Origin of the sequence: Aurantimonas sp. E1-2-R+4 (genome assembly GCF_036549515.1) — a bacterium.
Lineage (GTDB): Bacteria > Pseudomonadota > Alphaproteobacteria > Rhizobiales > Rhizobiaceae > Aurantimonas > Aurantimonas coralicida_A.
In genome coordinates, this window is the sequence record NZ_JAZHLK010000016.1 from 46765 (window position 1) to 67479 (window position 20715).

18 protein-coding genes are annotated in these 20715 nt (G+C 63.1%); 11 read left to right on the forward strand and 7 right to left on the reverse strand.

Annotated elements, in window-relative coordinates; all coding sequences use genetic code 11:
- Positions 1 to 184 precede the first annotated feature (184 nt).
- The 4 genes from uvrC to VQ045_RS09570 all read left to right on the forward strand — a co-directional run bounded on the left by uvrC (position 185) and on the right by VQ045_RS09570 (position 3743).
- On the forward strand, positions 185 to 2230 hold the full coding sequence (gene uvrC / locus VQ045_RS09555; RefSeq protein ID WP_331829946.1) for an excinuclease ABC subunit UvrC: 2046 nt from the start codon (positions 185 to 187) through the stop codon (positions 2228 to 2230).
- 92 nt (positions 2231 to 2322) lie between these two features.
- On the forward strand, positions 2323 to 2904 hold the full coding sequence (gene pgsA, locus VQ045_RS09560; RefSeq protein ID WP_327624586.1) for a CDP-diacylglycerol--glycerol-3-phosphate 3-phosphatidyltransferase: 582 nt from the start codon (positions 2323 to 2325) through the stop codon (positions 2902 to 2904).
- A 72-nt stretch (positions 2905 to 2976) separates the two neighbouring features.
- Complete coding sequence (moaD, locus tag VQ045_RS09565) at positions 2977 to 3228, forward strand: molybdopterin converting factor subunit 1 (RefSeq protein ID WP_327624587.1); 252 nt, start codon at positions 2977 to 2979, stop codon at positions 3226 to 3228.
- 2 nt (positions 3229 to 3230) lie between these two features.
- Positions 3231 to 3743, forward strand: coding sequence for a molybdenum cofactor biosynthesis protein MoaE (locus tag VQ045_RS09570; protein ID WP_331829947.1), 513 nt, complete (start codon positions 3231 to 3233; stop codon positions 3741 to 3743).
- Positions 3744 to 3853: 110 nt separating this feature from the next.
- Here VQ045_RS09570 and ndk read toward each other — a convergent pair whose 3' ends face one another.
- Positions 3854 to 4276 (reverse strand): nucleoside-diphosphate kinase, encoded by a 423-nt coding sequence (gene ndk / locus VQ045_RS09575; RefSeq protein WP_331829948.1) that lies wholly within the window; start codon positions 4274 to 4276, stop codon positions 3854 to 3856.
- A 195-nt stretch (positions 4277 to 4471) separates the two neighbouring features.
- Here ndk and VQ045_RS09580 point away from each other — a divergent pair, with 195 nt between their 5' ends.
- The gene (locus VQ045_RS09580) at positions 4472 to 6379 is read left to right on the forward strand and encodes an ABC-F family ATP-binding cassette domain-containing protein (protein ID WP_327624590.1); all 1908 of its coding nucleotides are present in this window, start codon (positions 4472 to 4474) and stop codon (positions 6377 to 6379) included.
- Positions 6380 to 6430: 51 nt separating this feature from the next.
- Here VQ045_RS09580 and VQ045_RS09585 read toward each other — a convergent pair whose 3' ends face one another.
- Entirely contained in the window at positions 6431 to 6883 is a 453-nt protein-coding gene (locus VQ045_RS09585) for a DNA polymerase III subunit chi (protein WP_327624591.1), read from the reverse strand.
- A 298-nt stretch (positions 6884 to 7181) separates the two neighbouring features.
- Entirely contained in the window at positions 7182 to 8687 is a 1506-nt protein-coding gene (locus VQ045_RS09590; RefSeq protein WP_331829949.1) for a leucyl aminopeptidase, read from the reverse strand.
- A gap of 255 nt (positions 8688 to 8942) precedes the next feature.
- On the opposite strand from VQ045_RS09590, the gene VQ045_RS09595 reads away from it, so the two are divergent.
- From VQ045_RS09595 to rsmA, 6 genes are all read left to right on the forward strand, one after another.
- Positions 8943 to 10136, forward strand: coding sequence for an LptF/LptG family permease (locus VQ045_RS09595; protein WP_331829950.1), 1194 nt, complete (start codon positions 8943 to 8945; stop codon positions 10134 to 10136).
- Complete coding sequence (gene lptG / locus VQ045_RS09600; protein ID WP_331829951.1) at positions 10091 to 11215, forward strand: LPS export ABC transporter permease LptG; 1125 nt, start codon at positions 10091 to 10093, stop codon at positions 11213 to 11215. The genes VQ045_RS09595 and lptG overlap by 46 nt, the downstream gene beginning before the upstream one ends.
- Positions 11216 to 11383: 168 nt before the next feature.
- The gene (locus tag VQ045_RS09605) at positions 11384 to 13636 is read left to right on the forward strand and encodes an LPS-assembly protein LptD (protein WP_331829952.1); all 2253 of its coding nucleotides are present in this window, start codon (positions 11384 to 11386) and stop codon (positions 13634 to 13636) included.
- A gap of 148 nt (positions 13637 to 13784) precedes the next feature.
- Positions 13785 to 14729, forward strand: coding sequence for a peptidylprolyl isomerase (locus VQ045_RS09610; protein WP_331829953.1), 945 nt, complete (start codon positions 13785 to 13787; stop codon positions 14727 to 14729).
- The gene (gene pdxA / locus VQ045_RS09615) at positions 14726 to 15784 is read left to right on the forward strand and encodes a 4-hydroxythreonine-4-phosphate dehydrogenase PdxA (protein ID WP_331829954.1); all 1059 of its coding nucleotides are present in this window, start codon (positions 14726 to 14728) and stop codon (positions 15782 to 15784) included. Before VQ045_RS09610 ends, pdxA begins: the two co-directional genes overlap by 4 nt.
- Positions 15781 to 16617 (forward strand): 16S rRNA (adenine(1518)-N(6)/adenine(1519)-N(6))-dimethyltransferase RsmA, encoded by an 837-nt coding sequence (gene rsmA, locus VQ045_RS09620; protein ID WP_327646447.1) that lies wholly within the window; start codon positions 15781 to 15783, stop codon positions 16615 to 16617. Before pdxA ends, rsmA begins: the two co-directional genes overlap by 4 nt.
- A gap of 3 nt (positions 16618 to 16620) precedes the next feature.
- Here rsmA and gmk read toward each other — a convergent pair whose 3' ends face one another.
- From gmk to fabF, 4 genes are all read right to left on the reverse strand, one after another.
- Positions 16621 to 17286: a guanylate kinase gene (gmk, locus tag VQ045_RS09625; protein WP_327624599.1), complete on the reverse strand. Its 666-nt coding sequence runs from the start codon at positions 17284 to 17286 to the stop codon at positions 16621 to 16623.
- Positions 17283 to 18170 (reverse strand): YicC/YloC family endoribonuclease, encoded by an 888-nt coding sequence (locus VQ045_RS09630; protein ID WP_327624600.1) that lies wholly within the window; start codon positions 18168 to 18170, stop codon positions 17283 to 17285. The genes gmk and VQ045_RS09630 overlap by 4 nt, the downstream gene beginning before the upstream one ends.
- Before the next feature lie 37 nt (positions 18171 to 18207).
- The gene (gene mltG / locus VQ045_RS09635; protein ID WP_327624601.1) at positions 18208 to 19323 is read right to left on the reverse strand and encodes an endolytic transglycosylase MltG; all 1116 of its coding nucleotides are present in this window, start codon (positions 19321 to 19323) and stop codon (positions 18208 to 18210) included.
- A 103-nt stretch (positions 19324 to 19426) separates the two neighbouring features.
- Positions 19427 to 20692 carry a beta-ketoacyl-ACP synthase II gene (fabF, locus tag VQ045_RS09640; RefSeq protein ID WP_327624602.1) on the reverse strand — a complete coding sequence of 422 codons (1266 nt, stop codon included), beginning with the start codon at positions 20690 to 20692 and terminating at the stop codon, positions 19427 to 19429.
- Positions 20693 to 20715: the final 23 nt, after the last annotated feature.

Here is a 20715-nt window from a genome sequence, read left to right on the forward strand (position 1 = left end):
GACCTACCGACAGCTCATTCCGGCGGGCGAATTGTCCACTGAAAGCCCCGTGAATTTCCTCTTTCGCGCAATCATATAAGAAGCCGGATGATAGAGATGGACGGACATGAGCCGATCGCGTCCGCAACGCATTTTCCAGAGAGTCCGGCTGAGCGCTGAACCGCGCGGGCCGGCCTAGGATGACATGACCGCCCAAACCGAAGACTTTGACGACGAGCTTGTGCCCGAGACGGTGGACGCCACCACCGATACGGCGGCCGCTATCGGCGCCTCGCTGATCGCGGCGATCGATTGGGACGATGCCGGCAAGTTCGTCGCCGGCGATCTCGTCGGGGCGGAGCTGATCGCGGCGCTGGCAAAGCGCCTGCCCAACCAGTCCGGCGTCTACCGCATGTTCGGCAAGGACGGCGAGGTGCTCTACGTCGGTAAGGCCCGCTCCTTGAAGAAGCGGGTGACGAGCTATACGCGGATGGGCGGCCACACCCAGCGCATCGCCCGCATGATCCGCGAAACGCGGCAGATGGAATTCGTCACCACGCCCACCGAGACCGAGGCGCTGCTGCTTGAAGCCAATCTGATCAAACGTCTCAGACCACGCTTCAACGTCCTGATGCGGGACGACAAGTCGTTTCCCTATATCCTCGTCAGCGAGGACCACGCGGCGCCCGCGATCATGAAGCATCGCGGCGGACGCTCGCGAAAAGGCAGCTATTTCGGCCCCTTCGCCTCGGCCGGCGCGGTCGGTCGCACGATCAACTCGCTGCAACGGGCCTTCCTGCTCAGAACCTGTACCGATTCGGTCTATGAGAGCCGGACGCGCCCGTGCCTGCTCCATCAGATCAAACGCTGCTCGGCCCCCTGCACCGGTGAGATCGGAATCGACGACTATCTTGGTCTCGTGAACGAGGCGAAGGCGTTCCTGTCCGGCCGCTCCAACCAGATCAAGAACGGCATGGCCGCCGCGATGCAGGACGCGTCGGACGACCTCGATTTCGAGCGCGCCGCCATCTACCGCGACCGTCTTGCCGCGCTGTCGCACGTCCAGAGCCATCAGGGCATCAATCCGGCCGGGATCGAGGAGGCGGACGTCTTCGCCATCCATCAGGAGGGCGGCCTTACCTCGATCCAGGTGTTCTTTTTCCGCACCGGCCAGAACTGGGGCAACCGGGCCTATTTTCCGAAGGCCGATCCCTCGCTAGAGGCAACCGAGGTGCTGGGAGCCTTCCTGGCGCAATTCTACGACGACAAGCCGGCTCCGCGGCTGATCCTGCTGCCGATCCATGTCGAGGATGAAGCGCTGCTCGCGGAAGCCCTCAGCGTCAGGGCCGAACGGCGCGTTGAGATCGCTGTGCCCTCGCGCGGGCTGAAGAAGGATCTGGTCAACCATGCCGCCGCTAACGCCCGCGAGGCGCTCGGGCGTCGGCTGGCCGAAACCTCGTCCCAGGCGCGGCTGCTCAAGGGCTTGCAGGAAACCTTTGCCCTGCCCCATCCGCCCCGGCGAATCGAGGTCTACGACAACTCCCACATCATGGGCACCAACGCTGTCGGCGCGATGATCGTCGCCGGGCCGGAGGGGTTTGCCAAGAATCAGTACCGCAAGTTCAACATCAAGGGCGCGGACATCACGCCGGGCGACGATTTCGGCATGATGAAAGAGGTCATGACGCGGCGGTTCTCGCGGCTGCTCAAGGAGCACGCAGAAGGCCCGCAGGCTCCTGAACCCGTCGTCGAGGAAGACGAGGATGATGCCGCACTGTCCGACACAGCGATGCCGGCCTGGCCCGACCTCGTCCTGATCGACGGCGGCAAGGGTCAGATTTCCGCAGTGCGCGGGATTCTCGCCGAGCTGGGCATCGCCGACAAGGTCACCACGATCGGCGTCGCCAAGGGCGTCGATCGCGACGCCGGGCGCGAACGATTCGTCACCGATGGCCGCGAGCCGTTCTCCCTGCCGCCGCGCGACCCGGTGCTGTATTTTCTGCAACGGCTGCGCGACGAGGCGCACCGTTTCGCCATCGGGTCGCATCGCGCCCGCCGCAAGAAGGATCTGGTCAAGAATCCGCTCGACGAGATCGGCGGCATCGGACCGAGCCGCAAGCGTGCGCTGCTCCATCATTTCGGCACGGCGAAGGCCGTTTCACGGGCGGCCTTGAGCGACCTGCGGGAGGTCGAAGGCGTCTCCGCCACGATGGCGAAATCGATCTACGACCATTTCCACGAGCAAGGATGAGACAATCGTCGCGTTTCGTTGCGATGATGACGGTTGACGTGAGGCCGACGGACGGGCTTGTACTGTCGCGCACAGCCGAAGCGGACGATCTCATGGCATCTCAGGCCCTCAGCCTACCCAACATCCTCACCTATGCACGCATTGTCTGCGTGCCGCTGGTCGTCGCCTGCTTTTTTGTGGAGGGCGAATTCAACGCCTCGGAAGCGGCGCGGTGGTGGGCGCTGTTCATCTTCGTGGCCGCAAGCATCACCGACTTCTTCGACGGCTACCTGGCGCGCGCCTGGCAGCAGACCTCGACGATCGGGCGCATGCTCGACCCGATCGCCGACAAGCTTCTGGTCGCGGCAGCGCTGCTCCTGCTCGCGGCCGCGAATACCATCGTTGGCTGGAGCCTTTGGGCGGCGATCGTGATTTTATGCCGCGAGATTCTCGTCTCCGGGCTCCGGGAATATCTGGCGGAGCTCAAAGTGTCCGTTCCGGTCACCCGCCTCGCCAAGTGGAAAACGACGATGCAGATGATCGCCATCGGCTTTCTGCTCGCCGGCCCGGCGGCCGACAAGATCATTAGCTTCACCACTGAAACCGGGATCGGGCTCTTGTGGATTTCGGCGATCATCACGCTCTATACGGGCTATGACTATTTCCGGGCCGGGCTTCGGCACATCGACGTTTGATCGTCACGCCCCTGGATCGCGGCGGCGCGAAAACCCATCTGTCCCTCTGAACGATTGACGAGGTCCGTTGCCATGAAACTTGCTTATTTCGCATGGGTCCGCGAGCGGATCGGCGTCGCCGAGGAAGAGGTGGAACTGCCGGCCGGCATCACCACCGTTGCGGATCTGCTGCATTGGCTGAAGGGCCGTGGCGAGACCTACGACATGGCGCTGCAGGCGCCCGAGATCATCCGCGTCGCGATCGACCACGAGCATGTGGATCATTCCGAGCCGATCGCCGGCGCCAGGGAGATTGCACTGTTTCCGCCGATGACGGGCGGCTGACCATGGCCGCGAAATCCGATCAATCGGCCGTCACCGATCCCTCCGGCATATCGCCGGTGGTGCGGATTCAGGCCGATCGCATCGACATCGCCGCCGAGATCGCGGCCATGACGGGTGGCGCGGCCGAAGGCGCTGTCGGTGGCCTCGTCAGCTTTTCCGGTTATTGCCGCGACGAAGGCGGGCGTCTCCGCGCCCTGGAACTCGAACACTATCCGGGCATGGCGGAGCGCGAAATCGAGCGGATCGCACGCGACGCGATCTCACGCTGGCCCCTCCTCTCCTGCCGGGCCATCCATCGCTTCGGCATGATCGTGCCTGGCGAGGAGATCGTCTTTGTCGCCTGTGCCTCCGAGCACCGTCAGGCGGCCTTCGAGGCGGCCTCCTATCTGATGGACTTCCTCAAGACGCAGGCGCCATTCTGGAAGCGGGAGCATCTGAAGGACGGAACCACGGGCGGCTGGGTCGAGGCGAAGGACACCGACGACAGCGCCGCCGATCGCTGGCACCGGCTCTGAAAAGGCTGCGGCAGGGACTTTTTTTGCTGTCTCGCCGCCGGACGTAAAAAAGGGAGGCACATGGCCTCCCTCCAGGCCCCTTGTCGAGGGCCGCATTCAGACTGGCAGCCTTAGCCGACGATCTCGGTCTCGGAGAACCAGTAGGCGATTTCCTGCTGCGCTGTCTCCGGCGCATCCGACCCATGCACGGAGTTCTCGCCGATCGACTGGGCGTGTGCCTTGCGGATGGTGCCCTCGGCGGCGTCGGCCGGGTTGGTCGCGCCCATGATTTCGCGATTGCGCGCGATGGCGTTCTCGCCCTGGAGAACCTGCACGATCGTCGGACCCGACGACATCGACTCGACGAGTTCGCCGAAGAACGGCCGCTCCTTGTGGACCGCGTAGAAGCCCTCGGCTTCGCGGCGGCTCATCCAGACCCGCTTGGACGCGACGACCGTCAAACCGGCCTCCTCCAGCATCTTGGTGATGGCGCCCGTGAGGTTGCGACGGGTGGCATCGGGTTTGATCATCGAGAACGTGCGTTCGACCGCCATGGCGTGGTCCTTTTTTCGGAATGGTTCGGGAAAAATGTGGGCGACCTATACCCGCCGGCCCGAGGACGGGCAAGGCATGGACTGAAGCTGGAGACCAGAAGACCCTAACCGGGATTGCCATGACAACCTTGCTGGAGGTCCCGTCGATACCGATGCCCCCTTTCGCACTGCCGCATACCGTGGCAAAAGCCGCCCATGCTCCAGATAACCGATCTTTCCGCGCGCGTCGCCGGGCGCCTTCTCATCGATCATGCCAGCCTGACGCTGCCGTCCGGTACCAAGGCTGGCCTGGTCGGACGCAACGGCGCCGGCAAATCGACCTTGTTTCGCATCATCACCGGCGATCTCGCTGCCGAGACCGGCTCAGCCTCCTATCCGAAGAACATGCGCCTCGGCCAGGTGGCTCAGGAGGCCCCGGGCACGGAAGAGTCGCTGATCGAGATCGTCCTGAAGGCCGATACGGAACGCCTTGCCCTCCTCGACGAAGCCGAGACCGCAAGCGATCCACACCGCATCGCCGACATTCATTTGCGCCTCGCCGACATCGACGCCCACTCGGCCGAAGCCCGGGCCTCGGCGATCCTGTCCGGCCTCGGCTTCGACATGGCCGCGCAGGCCCGTCCCGCCTCGTCCTTTTCCGGCGGCTGGCGAATGCGCGTCGCGCTCGCGGCGGTGCTGTTCTCGCGGCCCGATGTGCTGCTGCTCGATGAGCCGACCAACTATCTCGACCTCGAGGGCACCCTGTGGCTCGAGAATTTCGTCGCCCGCTATCCCTATACCGTGATCGTGATCAGCCATGATCGCGACGTCCTCAACAATGCCGTCAACTCGATCATTCATCTCGACCAGAAGAAGCTGGTCTTCTATCGCGGCGACTACGACCAGTTCGAGCGTCAGCGCGCCGAGAAGCTGCTGTTGCTGCAAAAGGCGATCGTCAAGCAGACCGCCGAGCGCAATCACATGGAAGCCTTCGTCGAACGCTTCCGGGCCAAGGCGTCCAAGGCACGGCAGGCACAGTCGCGTCTCAAGGCACTCGAGCGGATGCAGCCGCTGCAAGGGATCGTCGAGGAGCACGTCACGCCCTTCATCTTCGACGCTCCCGAAAAGGCGGCAGCGTCGCCGATCATCCGTATGGAAGGCGTCTCCGTCGGCTATCAGCCCGGGCGTCCGATCCTGTCGAAGCTCGACCTGCGGATCGACACCGACGACCGCATCGCCCTCTTGGGTCAGAACGGCAACGGCAAATCGACCTTCGCCAAACTCCTGGCCGAGAGGCTGCGGGAGCAATCCGGCACGGTCACCCGCGCGCCGGGGCTCAAGATAGCCTTTTTCGCCCAGCACCAGATCGACGATCTGCGGCCGGCGGAAAGTGCGGTCCAGCACGTGCGCCGCCTGATGCCGGACGCGCCGGAAGCCAAGGTCCGTGCCAAGGTCGCGCGCATGGGCTTGCCGACCCAGAAGATGGACACGGCCGCCGAAAAGCTCTCGGGCGGCGAAAAGGCGCGGCTTTTGATGGGGCTGGCGACGATCGACGCGCCAAACCTCCTCATTCTCGATGAGCCGACCAACCACCTCGACATCGAGGCGCGCGAGAGTCTGGTGCGCGCCCTCAACGATTATCCGGGCGCGGTCATCCTGATCAGCCATGACCGCCACATGGTCGAGGCGACGATGGATCGGCTGTGGATCGTCGCCGAAGGCACGGTATCGCGGTACGACGGCGATCTGGAGGACTACAAGAAGCTTGTCCTGTCCGGCGGGACCAAGGGCAGTGGCGTGCAGGATCCGGGCGACAATCCACAGGCATCAGAACCCGCCCCTTTGTCCAAGATCGACCAACGCCGTATCGCCGCCGAGAAGCGCGAATCGCTCAAGCCGCTCAAGCAGAAGATCAGCCAGCTGGAAATCCAGATCTCGCGGCTACAGAAGACCCTTGAGGGACTCGACGAGTCGCTCGGTGACCCGGCGCTCTACACGCGCGATCCGGCGCGGGCGAGCGCCCTCAACAAGCAGCGGTCGGATGCCGCGAAGACGCTCGCTGGCTGCGAGGAAAACTGGCTGGCACTCACCGAAGAGCATGATTCCGCAATGGCGGCAGAGTAGGCGCGGCGAGCGCAAAGCAGCGCACGAGCGGTATCAGTCACGCGGTGGACGCTACACCTTCTTGACCCACCTGCCCCCATCGGTCTGCTGCCAATAGGTGACGTCGTGGCCGGCGGCTTTCTCGACCGTCCAGCGCTCCCGCGCCCGGCCGATCTGGTCCTCGTCATGGCCATCGAAGAGATAGACCGCGCGGACATAGCGATCGAGCGCGGCGGGCGCCGCGCCTTCGACCAGGAACCGCACATGCGGATCGTTACCCTCCTGACCCGCCTCGACGGTCAGCAAGATCGGCTGCAGCGCGCCGGAGCCGTCGGCATCGCTGCCGTGCGGCAGAAAGCTCTCGTCCTTGTAGACCCAGAGATGATGGTCGAGAGCGTCGCGACGCTCCTCGCTGGCAAATTGCACGACGACGCGCCAGCCCTTGGCCAAGCTTCGCTCAAGAAGGCCCGGCAGGGCGTCCTCGAGCCGACTTTCCGTCAGATGGTAGAACAGGACCTCGGTCATCGGAGCATCGGACGATAATAAGGACGCCGTTCTGTTTCTCGGTTCGCGGAGGTGATCCACGCGGAGGGCGGCGAGGAGCGTAGCGGCGCTACGGTCGAGCCGGACGACAAAGTGGGCGCCCGGCGACCGGAAACCTTACGGACCAGGGGATGGCAGAACGCGTTCATATTATCGNAGCGTAGCGGCGCTACGGTCGAGCCGGACGACAAAGTGGGCGCCCGGCGACCGGAAACCTTACGGACCAGGGGATGGCAGAACGCGTTCATATTATCGTCCGATGCTCTAAGCCCGGCCCGTCCTAGTGTGACTGATAGTGGTCGGCGACGAGCTGATTGAGCAGCCGCACACCGTAACCCGACGCCCAGGACTGATTGTATTCGTTGGACGGCGAGCCCATCGCGGTGCCGGCGATGTCGAGATGCGCCCAGGGAACGTCGTTGACGAAGCGCTGCAGGAACTGCGCCGCAGTGACAGACCCGGCCGCACGTCCGCCGCCGATATTCTTGATGTCGGCGAACTTGCCTTCGATCATCTTGTCATATTCGGGAGCCAGCGGCAGCCGCCAGACCTTTTCGCCTGACGTCTTACCGGCAGCCGTCAGGCGCTCGGCGAGTTCGTCATTGTTGGAGAAGAGCCCGGCATGATGATTGCCGAGCGCCACGATGATCGCCCCGGTCAGGGTGGCGAGATCGATCATGAACTTAGGCTTGAACCGGGCCTGACAGTACCAAAGCGCGTCGGCCAGCACCAAGCGTCCCTCGGCGTCGGTGTTGAGGACCTCGATCGTGGTACCGGACATCGCCTTGACGATGTCGCCGGGGCGCTGGGCATTGCCATCGACGGCATTTTCGACCAGCCCGACGATGCCGATGGCGTTGACCTTGGCCTTGCGGCCGGCGAGTGCCCGCATCAGGCCGGTGACTGCCGCCGCGCCGCCCATGTCGCCCTTCATGTCTTCCATCGACGCGGAGGGCTTGATCGAAATGCCACCGGTGTCGAAGACGACGCCCTTCCCGACGAAGGCGATCGGCGCCTCGCCCTCGGGACCGCCGTTCCAGCGCATGATTGCCAATCGCGGCGGGCGGGGCGAGCCCTGCGCAACGCCGAGAAGCGCATCCATCTTCAGATCGCGCATTTCCTTTTCGGTCAGGATCTCGACCTCGAGTCCGTGTTCACCAAGCGCCGCGATGCGATCGGCGAACTCGACCGGCCCGAGAGTATTGGCCGGCTCGTTGACAAGATCGCGGGCGAGCATCGTCCCCGCGGCAACTGCTTCCGCGACTTGGTAGGCGGCCCTGGCCGCATCCGGATTCTCGACGGAGATCGCAATCCGCGTCACCACGTCGGGCTCCTCAGGCTCTTGGTCTTTCTTCGGCTTCTTGGTCTTGTAGAGATCAAAATCGTAGGATCGCAATGTCGCGCCGACCGCCAGGGTCGCGGCGTTCTCCGCGCTGACAGATTCTCCACCGGGCCGTTCGCAGCGCACGGTGACGGCGTCGGCACCCTTGGTCTTCGCGGCAATCACCCCGCCAATCTTCAGCCAATCCTCTTCCACCAGCGCCTTGTCGGAATGGGTGCCGACGACCAACAGGCGATCGACAGCCACCTCGCCTGGCGCCAGAAGATCCAGCGTGGCCAGCGACTTACCATTAAATTTTGCGACCTTCGCGGCCTTCTCCACCAGCGCCTTCACCCGGGCATCAATGCCATCGGCCAGCGCTCCCGCTTTCCCGGCCAGCACAACCATGACGCCTTTGGGCGTTGCATCGCGCGAGACGAATTCGATCGTTGGAAGAGTGGCCATGAAAACTCCTGGAAGATTGTCCTGACTGGACCGGGTCGGCAGCAGCGGTTGTATCGCTCGCCCCTATGATGGTCCCGACCATAGGCTTTGCAAGAGCGATCGCAGCCGTTACACGACGTTAACCACAGTCCTTCGCCCTTCTTTAGCCAAGCTGCTGCTGTCATTGGAGGGGCATCGTCCGGCTTCCGGTCAGCCTCGGACGCTAAAAGGCCAAGAGTGATGCCATCGGGCGGCACCTTGTAACGCGCGAGTCTCATGACGCTCCTCGAACGATATCTCTTCAAACGCGCCATTACCTATGCCGCAGCTTCTCTGGCGTCGTTGGTGTTGATCGTCTGGATCGTGCAGGCGCTGGCCCGCATCGATATCATCAAGACCAGCGCATCGGCGGCGGGCAACATTTTCTGGATCGCCCTGATGCTGCTTCCAGATTTGACAGCCGGCGTCGTCCCATTCGCGGTCCTCATCGGCGCGATCCAGGCACTGAACTCGCTGAACACCGACTCCGAACGTCCGGTCATTGCCGCGTCTGGCGCCTCCCAATCGGTGATCGCCAAACCCATTATCGCGCTCGGCTTGATCGGCGGACTGCTTATTTTGTTTATCGCCCACATCATCGGCCCAGCCTCGGCGAGCGCCTTTCAAAACGGAATCCGCTCGATCAATGCCGACACCATTACGCTGTTTCTGCAGCCGGGCCGGTTCGAACGGGTGCAACCCGGGCTCGTGGTCAGCATCGGCGCCGCGCGGGGCTCGACCGTCGAAAGTCTCGTCATTGCCGATACGCGCGACGGGACGACCGATCTGACCTATTTCGCCCGCGAGGCAAAAATCCTCAAGCAGGACGACCAATCGCTGCTCCTGCTCTACGACGGCCAACTGCATCGTCGGAGCAAATCCGATGGCGGGATCTCCGTGATCGAGTTCCAGACCTATGCTTTTGACCTTGCAGAGCTGAAACCCGCCACGCAAGGCGACTGGATCCGGGCGTCCGAGCGGAGCACTTTCGATCTTATTTGGCCGGACCCGAATGACACGCTCTATCAGACTCGGCCCGCCGTCCTGACGGAGGAATTGACCGACCGGATGACGAACTGGCTTTACGCTTTGGCCTTCGCGTTATGGGCGGTGGTGGTCGCCGGCCAACCGCGCACCAATCGGCAGGGTACCGGGCCGGCGATGGCCCTCGGGCTGATCGGTGGCCTGGGTCTGAAAGCGATCGGCTTCGTGACGCTATCGCTGATCGAAGAGAGCTTCATCTGGGTCCTGGTGACATACGCGCTACCGCTGAGCGCCATCACCCTGAACGCCGTCCTGATCATGCGCGATTTCAATCTGTCCCGCTGGTCGCTCTTCGAAAAGTTCGCCAACGCGTCATATCGGATCGGCAAGGCGATCGGGCCTTGGATGCCGTTTCGCCAGTCAGCGCGGGGCGCCGCCGGACGATGACCAACTGGACTTTGAACCGTTATTTCTTCCGACTTTACGTGGTCAGCTTCCTGTCGACGCTGCTTGCCGTCTTCGCGCTGATCTATCTGATCGATATGATCGAGATCAGTCGGCGGGGCGGCCTCCCGGATGTGGGCGTCGGAGCGGTGGCCCTGTTTTCGGCGTTGCGCGTCCCCTCATTTATCGGCCAGGCATTTCCTTTCATTATCCTGTTCTCATCGGTGTACACGCTGCTGACACTCAATCGCCGGCTTGAGCTCGTCGTCGCCCGCGCCTCGGGCGTGTCGATCTGGCAGATTCTGATCCCTTTCGCAGCCGGCTCCCTGCTCATCGGCCTCGCGGCCACCTTCGTCTACAATCCACTGTCGGCCTATACGAAGTCTCTCGCCCAGGACATGCAGGCCATGTCCGACGGCACGGCGCTCGCCGACGATTCCGACCGCGTCCCGTGGCTGAGGCAGAGCAGCGAAGGAATCAGCTCGATACTCGGCGCGACGACGGTGGCGCGTAACGGCGCGCTCCTGGGCGGCGTGACGGCGTTCGTGCTGGGCGATGACGGAATTGTGCGCGATCGCATCGATGCTCCCCGCGCCACCCTGACCGACGGAGCATGGATCCTCGAAGAACCGCGCATCACGCGCATCGGCCGCACACCGGAGTATCCAGCAAGCTATCGGCTTCCGACCAGTCTCAAGCCCGAATATATCGAGCAACGTCTTGCCGACCCGGAGGCGATCTCGATCTGGGAGCTCGGATCGAAGATAAACGTGGCGGCGAGCCTTGGCTTTAACTCCATGGCATTTTCGATGCAGTACAATACCCTGATCGCCCAGCCGGCGCTGTTCATCGCTATGACCTTGCTCGCCGCGACCGTGGCAACGAGGTTTTCGCGGACCGGCCAATCTGGTAGGATGATAGCAGGTGGCGTATTGGCCGGTTTCGTGCTGTACGTCGTGACGTTTCTGGCGAAAGCCCTGGGTAGCAACTCGGTGGTTCCGCCTGTAATTGCCGCCTGGTTTCCGGTCCTGGCGGCAGGACTGGTTGGGGTAACGATCCTGCTCCATCAAGAGGATGGCTGAGTCATGAGTGCGAGGGGGACCGATCGCGGACGACTGGGGGGGACCCGGTCGCATCTGAAAGCCTTTCTTCTGGTGGGAACGGCCGCTTGCGGCCTCGGTTTCGCTGGCACGCTCGCGTATGCTCAATCGACACTTCCGACGGACATTGCTGCTCCCGATGGGGCGCAGATGTTTCTCGAAGCCGATACGGTTACCTATGACAGCGACAGCTCGGTCGTAACGGCTTCCGGCGGCGTCCAGATCGACTACGGATCCTACAAGCTGGTCGCCCGCCAAGTCGTCTACGACCAGAAGACCCGTCGGCTGGTCGCGTCCGGCGATGTCGAATTGCAACAGCCTGACGGCAATAAGCTCTACGCGGACACGATCGACATCACCGACGATTTCCGCGATGGCTTCGTCAAGGCGCTGCGGATCGAGGCGCCCGACAACACGCGCTTCGCCGCAACCGAGGCGGTCCGGCGCGACGGCAGCGTCACGACATTCCAGCAAGGCGTCTATACGGCGTGCGAGGCATGCCGGGCGCATCCGGATCGGGCGCCGCTCTGGCAGGTGAAGGCGCGCAAGATTGTCTGGGACCAGACCGAGAAAGAGATCCGCTATTATGGCGCGCGCTTCGAATTCTTCGGCGCCCCGATCGCTTACCTGCCCTATTTCCAGTCCCCAGACCCGACGGTCAAACGCAAATCCGGGTTTCTGACGCCGGCTTTCCGTTCGTCCGAGGAACTGGGCTACGGGCTGCGCGTGCCGTATTTCATCGCACTGTCCGACGACAAGGACGTCACGGTCGCGGGCACCTACTACACAAAGCAGGGCTTCCTGGCCGAGGCCGAATATCGCCAGGCGGTCAGCAACGGCTTTTTCACTCTGCAGACGGCGGGAATCATCCAGCAGGATCCTGGTGCTTTTGCCGACAAGAATACCGCCTCCTACACCACCCCCGATTTCGCCAACACCGACCGCGGCATGATTGGCACGACGGGGCGCTTCGCGCTGAACGAGCGTTGGACCGTCGGTTGGGACATTCTCCTGCAATCGGATGAGAACTTCTCGGCCACCTACGACATCGCGAATTTCGGTTCGACCTTGCATACGTCGGAAATCTACCTGACCGGCCTCGGCGACCAGAGCTACTTCGACCTGCGCGGCCAAAAGTTCGAATATCAGTCGGTGAATCCCAATCAGGACGACACGCAGCCGCTCGTCGCCCCGGCCTTCGACTACGAACGGATCGAACAGGAGACCGTCCTCGGCGGCGAAGTGAAGCTGGACCTCAATGTCGCTTCGCTCTACCGGGATGAGGAGTCTGCATCGCTCGTTTGCAAGCCGTCGGCGATCCTGATTTTGGATGGGCGAACGGTCTGTACGGAGTACCAGAAGAATTTGCTTCGCTACAACGGTCTTGAAGGCGACTACACCCGGGGGTCCGCGAATGCGACTTGGAGCGACATTTACACGTTGTCGTCGGGTCTGATCATCAGCCCCACGGCGGCTTTGCGCGGCGACCTGTACACAGCCACCATGGAGTCGGATTACTACGCAACATCCTTCGGATCGGTTGGCATAAACGACAGTGGTGCACGCGGCATGGCGACCGCTGCGATCGAGGCGCGCTATCCCTATCTGATCGAAACCGCGAACGCCTCACATGTAATCGAGCCCATCGGCCAAATCGTCGTTCGGCCGGATGAAACCCAAATCGGTTTCGTTCCGAACGAGGACGCACAGAGCCTCGTCTTCAACACCGGCAATCTGTTCCAGCTCGACAAATTCTCCGGCTACGACAGGATCGAGGGCGGAACCCGCGCCAATGTCGGCCTGCGCTACGCCGGAGCGCTGGACAGCGGCTATACGATCGATGCCGTCGTCGGCCAGTCCTACCAGCTGGGCGGAATCAATTCGTTCGCCCAAACCGATTTGGCGCTCGTGGGCTTCGATTCCGGCCTCGAGACCGACCGCTCCGACTATGTGACCTCTTTGGCCTTCGGGACGCCGATCGGGTTCGAATTCGGTGCCCAGGGACGGTTCGACGAGGTCGACTACGCTTTGCGCCGAAGCGATGTCTACGGCTCCTATTCTTCAGCTCTGGCCAGCGCGCAGATCACCTACACGAACATCGCGGCCCAGCCGACCTATGGTTCGATCTCCGATCGCAGCCAGGTCACGGCCTCAGGCAGCCTGAAATTCGCTGAAAACTGGACGGCTTCCGGTGCTTTGGGATACGACATTGAAAACAGCGCGGTAGTCGAAAAGAAGTTCGGCATCGGGTATGCCGACGAATGTTTCAGCCTGCTTGTTTCCTACAGCGATACGATCGATCGTTATACGCAAGAGTCGAATTCGAAGACGCTGATGTTCCAGGTCGGCCTGCGAACGATCTCCGATTTCAGTCAATCCTACGATCTGAGTGAAGAGAAGTAGTCCCGCACCCGGCCTTCGTAGGTTCGGAGCCGCCCTTCGTCGCTGGGGTACGCGAGGCACTTGCCATCACCATCCTTTCGCCAAAGCCTCGCTATAGGTGACGTACCAAATGTACCTGCACGCCATCATCAAGGGAGTTGGTCGGACCATGACCGTTCGCGATTTCATCAACCACACAGCGGTTGCCCTTGCCCTTGTTGCCGCGTCCGCGACAATGGTTGCCACCACGGGGGCTCCCGCCCAGGCGGCGTCCGAGGTTAGCATCGTCGTCAACAATCAACCGATCACGACCTATCAGATCCGCCAGCGCGCGGCCTTCCTCAAACTGCGCCGGGTCGGCGGCAACGCCACGCAAAAGGCGACCGACGAGTTGATCGACGAGGAACTGAAGAAACAGGAAATCCGGCGACGCGGGATCAACATCCCCGATGCCGCCATCGAGGAGGCCTTCGGAAAATTCGCGGCGGATAACAAAATGAACCAGACGCAATTGAGCGAAGTGCTCACGCGCGCCGGTTTTTCCGCAAGCGCCTTCAAGGATTACATCCGCGTCCAGATGGGCTGGGGTCAGGCCATCCAGTCCAAGCTGCGGACCAGCGACAAGCTCAGCGAGCAGGAGGTCGTTCAGCGCATGCTCGCTCAGGGCGGCAAGAAACCGACGACCACCGAATACACGCTGCAGCAAGTCATTTTCGTCGTACCCGACGGTCAGCGTAAATCGCTCCTCGGCAAGCGGACGAGCGAGGCCAACAGCATGCGCTCGCGCTTCCGCTCGTGCGAGTCGACCTACGACGTCGCCAAGTCGCTGCGGGATGTGACCGTGCGCGATCTCGGCCGCGTTGCCCAGCCGGAACTGCCGCCACGTTGGAAGGACGACATCATCAACACGTCGGTCGGCAGGACGACGCCGGTGAAGGAAACCGACCGCGGCGTCGAGTTCATCGCCGTCTGCAACAGCCGCAACATTTCGGACGATATCGCCGCGGCCATGGTGTTCCAGTCGCGCGACCTGGAAAAGCTGGGCGAAGGTGGCGAGCCAGATGCGGCCTTCCTCAAGGAACTCAAGAGTAAGGCCCGGATCGTCCGCCGATGAGTTCACCGGCCACACAGGCCTCGACCAATCTCGCGCCGATCGCGGTCACTGTGGGCGAACCGTCGGGGGTGGGACCCGACATCGCCCTGGCGATCCATGTCCATCACCGGAACGATCTGCCGTTGTTTTTTCTCCTCGCCGATCCGGTGATGCTGGCCAAGCGGGCAAACCGCCTCGGTTACGACGTCGACATCCACACCATCGCGACGCCGTCTGAGATGGCAGCGATCCGGCCAGGCGCGCTGGCGGTGCTCCCGTTGGTGAACCGTCATCTCGAAGCCCCCGGCGTCGTCGATCCCGTCAACGCGGCCGGCACGATCGAGGCGATCGACCGGGCGACGGCGCTGGTTCTTGAAGGTCAGGCCTCCGCGCTGGTCACGGGCCCGATCGACAAGAAAGCGCTATACGACTTCGGGTTTCGACATCCCGGCCATACCGAGTATCTCGCCGATCTCTGCGGGAGACGACTCGGTGCATCGTTCACCCCGGTGATGCTCCTGACCGGGCCGGAACTGTCCTGCGTTCCCGTGACGATCCATATTCCCATCGCCGCGGTTCCCGGCAGCCTGACAGCCGAACTCATCGAAACGACATGCCGGATTGTCGCGGCCGACTATCGCGAGCGCTTGGGAATCCCGGCGCCGCGCCTGGCGGTATCCGGCCTCAACCCCCATGCCGGTGAAAAGGGCGCGATCGGCAGCGAAGACGAGGCGGTCATACGGCCGGCAATCGCGCGTCTGCGCGCCGCCGGGATCGACGCATTCGGGCCGCTGCCCGCCGATACGATGTTCCATCCTGAGGCGCGGCGCGGCTATGACGTCGCCATTTGCATGTATCACGATCAGGCATTGATCCCGGCGAAGACGCTCGCCTTCGACCAGACCGTCAATGCGACGCTCGGCCTGCCGATCATCCGAACGTCTCCCGACCACGGCACTGCCTCTGACATCGCCGGAACAGGGAAAGCGCGCGCCGACAGCTTCATCGCTGCTCTGCGTCTCGCCGACAGAATGGCGACAGCAGCCGCCGTTGCAAGCACGGCCACCGGCGCGTGAGCCCGTCTGATACGCTGCCGCCCTTGCGCGCCGTGATGACCGAGCATGGCCTCGATCCAAAGCGCGGTCTCGGCCAGAACTTTCTGCTCGACCTCAATCTGACGGCGCGGATCGCGCGGCAGGCGCATCCGCTTGTTGGAGCAACGATCGTCGAGGTCGGTCCTGGGCCCGGCGGACTCACGCGCGCCCTACTGGCCGAGGGTGCCGATCGGGTCATCGCAATCGAAAAGGACGGGCGCTGTCTGCCGGCGCTCAGGGCGATCGCGGCTCACTACCCTGGCCGTCTTGAGATCATTGAAGCCGACGCGCTGACAATCGATCCGGCGACGATCGCGCATGCCGGGCCGCTGAAGATCGTGGCCAACCTGCCCTACAATGTCGGAACCCAACTGCTTTTGAATTGGGTCGCGACGGCGCACTGGCCGCCCGTGTGGTCAAGCCTGACGCTGATGTTCCAACGCGAGGTGGCCGAACGCATCGTCGCGGTCCCAGGCTCGGATCATTACGGCCGCCTCGGTGTGCTTACTGGCTGGCGGACACGCGCGCGCATCCTGTTCGACGTCTCACGAGAGGCGTTCACGCCCCCCCCAAAGGTGACCTCGTCCGTGGTCCAGCTGCTGCCGATAGCCGATCCCGAACCGGCTTCGCTCGACGCGCTCGAGCGCGTCACCGCTGCCGCATTCGGTCAGCGTCGCAAGATGTTGCGCCAGAGCCTCAAATCCCTGGGCGGCGAAGCGTTGCTCGAAGCGGCGGACATCGACCCGCGGCGCCGCGCCGAGACGCTGACCGTCTCGGAGTTCGTCCGCCTCGCCAATCAAATCCGTAGCGCGTAGCTTCTAATCGATCTCTTCGGCGAGCAGCGTGGCGGTAAAGTCGAACAATCCCGGTCGCCGGTCGCGGCGAAGCCGCTCGGCGTTGATGATCGATCGCACCGCCGAAAAGGCGCGGTCCAGATCATCATTGACGACCACATAGTCGTAATCGCGCCAGCGCTCGATCTCGACGCGCGCATTCTTCAGCCGTACCGCGATGGTCTCGCCCGAATCCTCGGCGCGGCGCAAGAGCCGGGCTTTCAGCTCGGCCATCGTCGGGGGAAGAATGAAGATCGAGACGATGTCCGCCTTGGCCTGCTCCTGCAGTTGCAGAGCGCCCTGGTAATCGATGTCGAAGAGCATGTCCCTGCCCTCCCGCATCGCTTTCTCGGCGGCATCGCGCGGCGTGCCGTAGAAGTTGCCGTGCACCTCGGCCCATTCGAGCAACGCGTCGCCGGCTCGCATCCGCTCGAATTCCGCCCGGTCGATGAAGCGGTAATGAACGCCGTCGATCTCGCTCGCCCGGCGCTTGCGCGTGGTGACGCTGACCGACAGCGAAAAACGCGGATCGGAATCGAGGAGATTGCGCGCGATCGTGGATTTCCCGGCTCCCGACGGCGAGGACAGCACGAGCATCAGACCGCGGCGTGCGATCGCGAGCGCGGATTCGGTATCGAATATCGACGTCATTCTATGTTCTGCACCTGCTCGCGGAATTGATCGATCACCACCTTCAGTTCCAGGCCGATGGCGGTCAGCGACGTCGAATTCGACTTGGAACAGATCGTATTCGATTCGCGATTGAATTCCTGCGACAAAAAGTCGAGTCGCCTGCCTATCGGACCGCCTGTGGCCAAAAGCGCCCTGGCCGCTTCCACATGGGCCCGGAGGCGGTCGATCTCCTCCCGGATATCAGCCCGCGCCGCAAGGATCGCCGCCTCCTGATGCAGACGCCCTTCATCGAGCCGCTCATCCGCGTTGAGAAGCTCACCTATCTGGCCTCGCAGTCGCTGGCGGATGGTTTCTGGCGACCGACTGGGATCGTCCTCTGCGCGCTCGATCAACGCCGCGATCTCGCCGAGGCGAAGCGCAAGGATCTCGGAAAGGGCGAGGCCTTCGGCTTCCCTGGCTGCGACCAGTTTTTCCACGGCCGCGAGGAAGCCTTGGGCAACGCCCTTCTGGCGCATTTCGCGGGCCTCTGGCGCCAGCGTCCGCTCGGCCACCTCCACAATGCCCTTGATCGCCAGGATTCCGTCTGAGGACGGCGGGCCGGCATGGCCGTCGGCGACAAGGCGGCTCGACAGCGACAACACCTGATCCAGCATCGCTTCGTTGACGGTGAAGACCGGCAGTTCGTCGTCACGCCGAAGCTGCAGGCTGGCCTGGATGTTCCCACGGGTGAGCCGTGCGGCCGCAAGCCGGCGAGTGTCCGCCTCGATCGCCTCGAAGCCCGGCGGCAGGCGCAAGCGCAGGTCGAGCCCCTTGCCGTTGACCGAGCGCAATTCCCAGGCGAAGTCGACGCCGTCGGTGGCCCCTTCGTGGCGGGCAAAGCCCGTCATGCTCTGGACGGACATCGCCTCACCCCTCGTCTGCTATCCGGTGCCAGGTCGCCTATTGCGGCGCTTCCGCGTCGACCCGTTGCTGTCGCTCGATAGCCCGGTATTTCTGCACATTGCGATTATGCTCATCGAGCGTCGATGAAAAGACATGCCCGCCGGTGCCGTCGGCGACGAAATAGAAATCATCGGTTTCGATCGGATTGGCCACGGCTTCCAACGCGGCGCGTCCGGGATTGGCGATCGGACCCGGCGGCAGTCCTTTGATCTTATAGGTGTTGTAGGGCGTGTCGCTGTCGATGTCGGATTGCGTAACCGGCTTGTCGCTCGGCTTGCCGCCGCCGCCATAGACGCCGTAGAGAAAGGTCGGGTCGGACTGCAACCGCATGCCCTTGTTCAGACGATTGATGAACACGGACGCAACATGAGGCCGCTCGCTGGCGATCCCGGTCTCCCGTTCGACGATCGAAGCGAGCGTAATGAACTCACCAACATCCTTGACCGGAATGTCGGGATCGCGCTTCGCCCAAATCTCCGCGACCAGATTGTCCTGAGCCTCTTTCATGCGCTGCACGAGTTCCTTGCGCGTCGCGCCGCGCTGCACGAGATAGGTGTCTGGGCGCAACGTGCCCTCGGGGAGCATGTCCGGCATCTCGCCCGTGAGCACCTCCGCTTCGGCGATCCTCTCGTATGCTTTCTCGACGGTCCAACCCTCCGGCACCGATACCGAATGGGTGATCGAAGCGCCTACGCGAAGCTTTTCCATGACCTGACGCATGGAGGTTCCCGGAGTGAAACCATACTCGCCGGCCTTCAGGGCGCCGCCGGCGCCCGCGAAACGAACGCCATATTCGAAGATTTGGGCATCGCTGATGATCCCCTCACGTTCGAGCCCACTTGCGATCGTCTGCACGCTGGTGTTGCGCGGCACGACATAGGTCGTTTCCTCGCGCAGCGGTCCCTGGCCCTCGAACTGACTTTTGCCCCAATAGACGACCGCGCCGACGCCGAGCATCAGAAACAGCAAGGCTGAAAGGCAGAAGTTCAGGAAAATAACGAGCTGGTTGCGGGAATGGCGCGAGCGACGCGCCGATTTTGGCGCGCGGGACCCGTCCCCGCCGCCGCTTCGATGCGAGCCGCGATCCCGTTCAGCACCTGGTTGGTCGATCACCGGATCACTCCTGAATGAAATTCCTCGTGGCCGCCGAAGCATCACCGGAATGTGGCGAAAGCCCGGATGCGCTAGGTCCGCGCCCTGCTCGTCCGCCACTCACTCAGTCGGCGAAACGACGCAGAACCAGCGATGCGTTCGTTCCACCGAAGCCGAATGAGTTCGACAGCGCGACGTCGATCGGCTTCTCGCGTTTTACATGCGGCACGAGGTCGATCTTCGTCTCAACCGACGGATTGTCGAGATTGAGCGTGGGCGGCGCAACATTGTCGCGGATCGCCAGCACCGAGAAGATCGCCTCGACGGATCCGGCCGCACCGAGAAGGTGACCGATCGCCGACTTGGTCGACGACATGGTGATGCCGTCGGCCGCATCGCCGACAAGGCGCTCGATGGCGCGAAGCTCGATCTCGTCACCGAGCGGCGTCGACGTGCCGTGAGCGTTGACGTAATCCAGGTCCGACGCGGAGACGCCAGCCCGCTTCATCGCGGCCGCCATGCACCGATAGGCGCCGTCGCCATCCTCCGCCGGCGCGGTGATATGATACGCATCGCCCGAAAGACCGTAGCCGATGACCTCGGCATAGATACGGGCACCACGGGCTTTGGCGTGCTCCAACTCTTCCAGAACGACGATACCGGCACCCTCACCCATGACGAAACCGTCGCGGTCGCGGTCATAGGGACGTGAGCCCCTGGTCGGCTCGTCATTGAAGTGGGTGGAGAGAGCCTTGCACGCGGCGAATCCCGCCAGCGACAATCTGCCGACCGGAGATTCGGCTCCACCGGCCACCATCACGTCCGCATCGCCAAAGGCGATCAGCCGTGATGCGTCGCCAATCGCATGGGCTCCGGTAGAGCACGCGGTCACCACCGAATGGTTCGGCCCCTTGAGACCATTGCGGATGGAGACGTGGCCGGATGCCAGATTGATCAGGCTGCCGGGAATAAAGAACGGGCTGACACGGCGCGGCCCTTTCTCGGCAAGGATCAGCGCAGTCTTCTCGATGCCGCGCAAACCGCCGATGCCGGACCCGATCAGAACACCAGTGGTAATCTGGTCCTCATAGGCTTCCGGATGCCAGTTCGCGTCATCCAGCGCCTCCGATGCCGCCGCGACGGCATAAAGGATGAAATCGTCGACCTTGCGCTGCTCCTTCGGCTCCATCCAGTGGTCTGGATCGAAGGTGCCGTTCTGGCCATCGCCGCGCGGAATCTGGCCCGCGATCCGACAAGGCAGATCGTCGACCTCGAAGCCCTCGATCCGCCCCAAGCCGCTTTCGCCGTTCAGCAGACGCTTCCATGTGACGCCGGCACCCGCCCCGAGGGGGGTCACCATACCGACGCCCGTGATGACTACTCGTCTCATCAATCGCTCAATCGCCCCGGCGG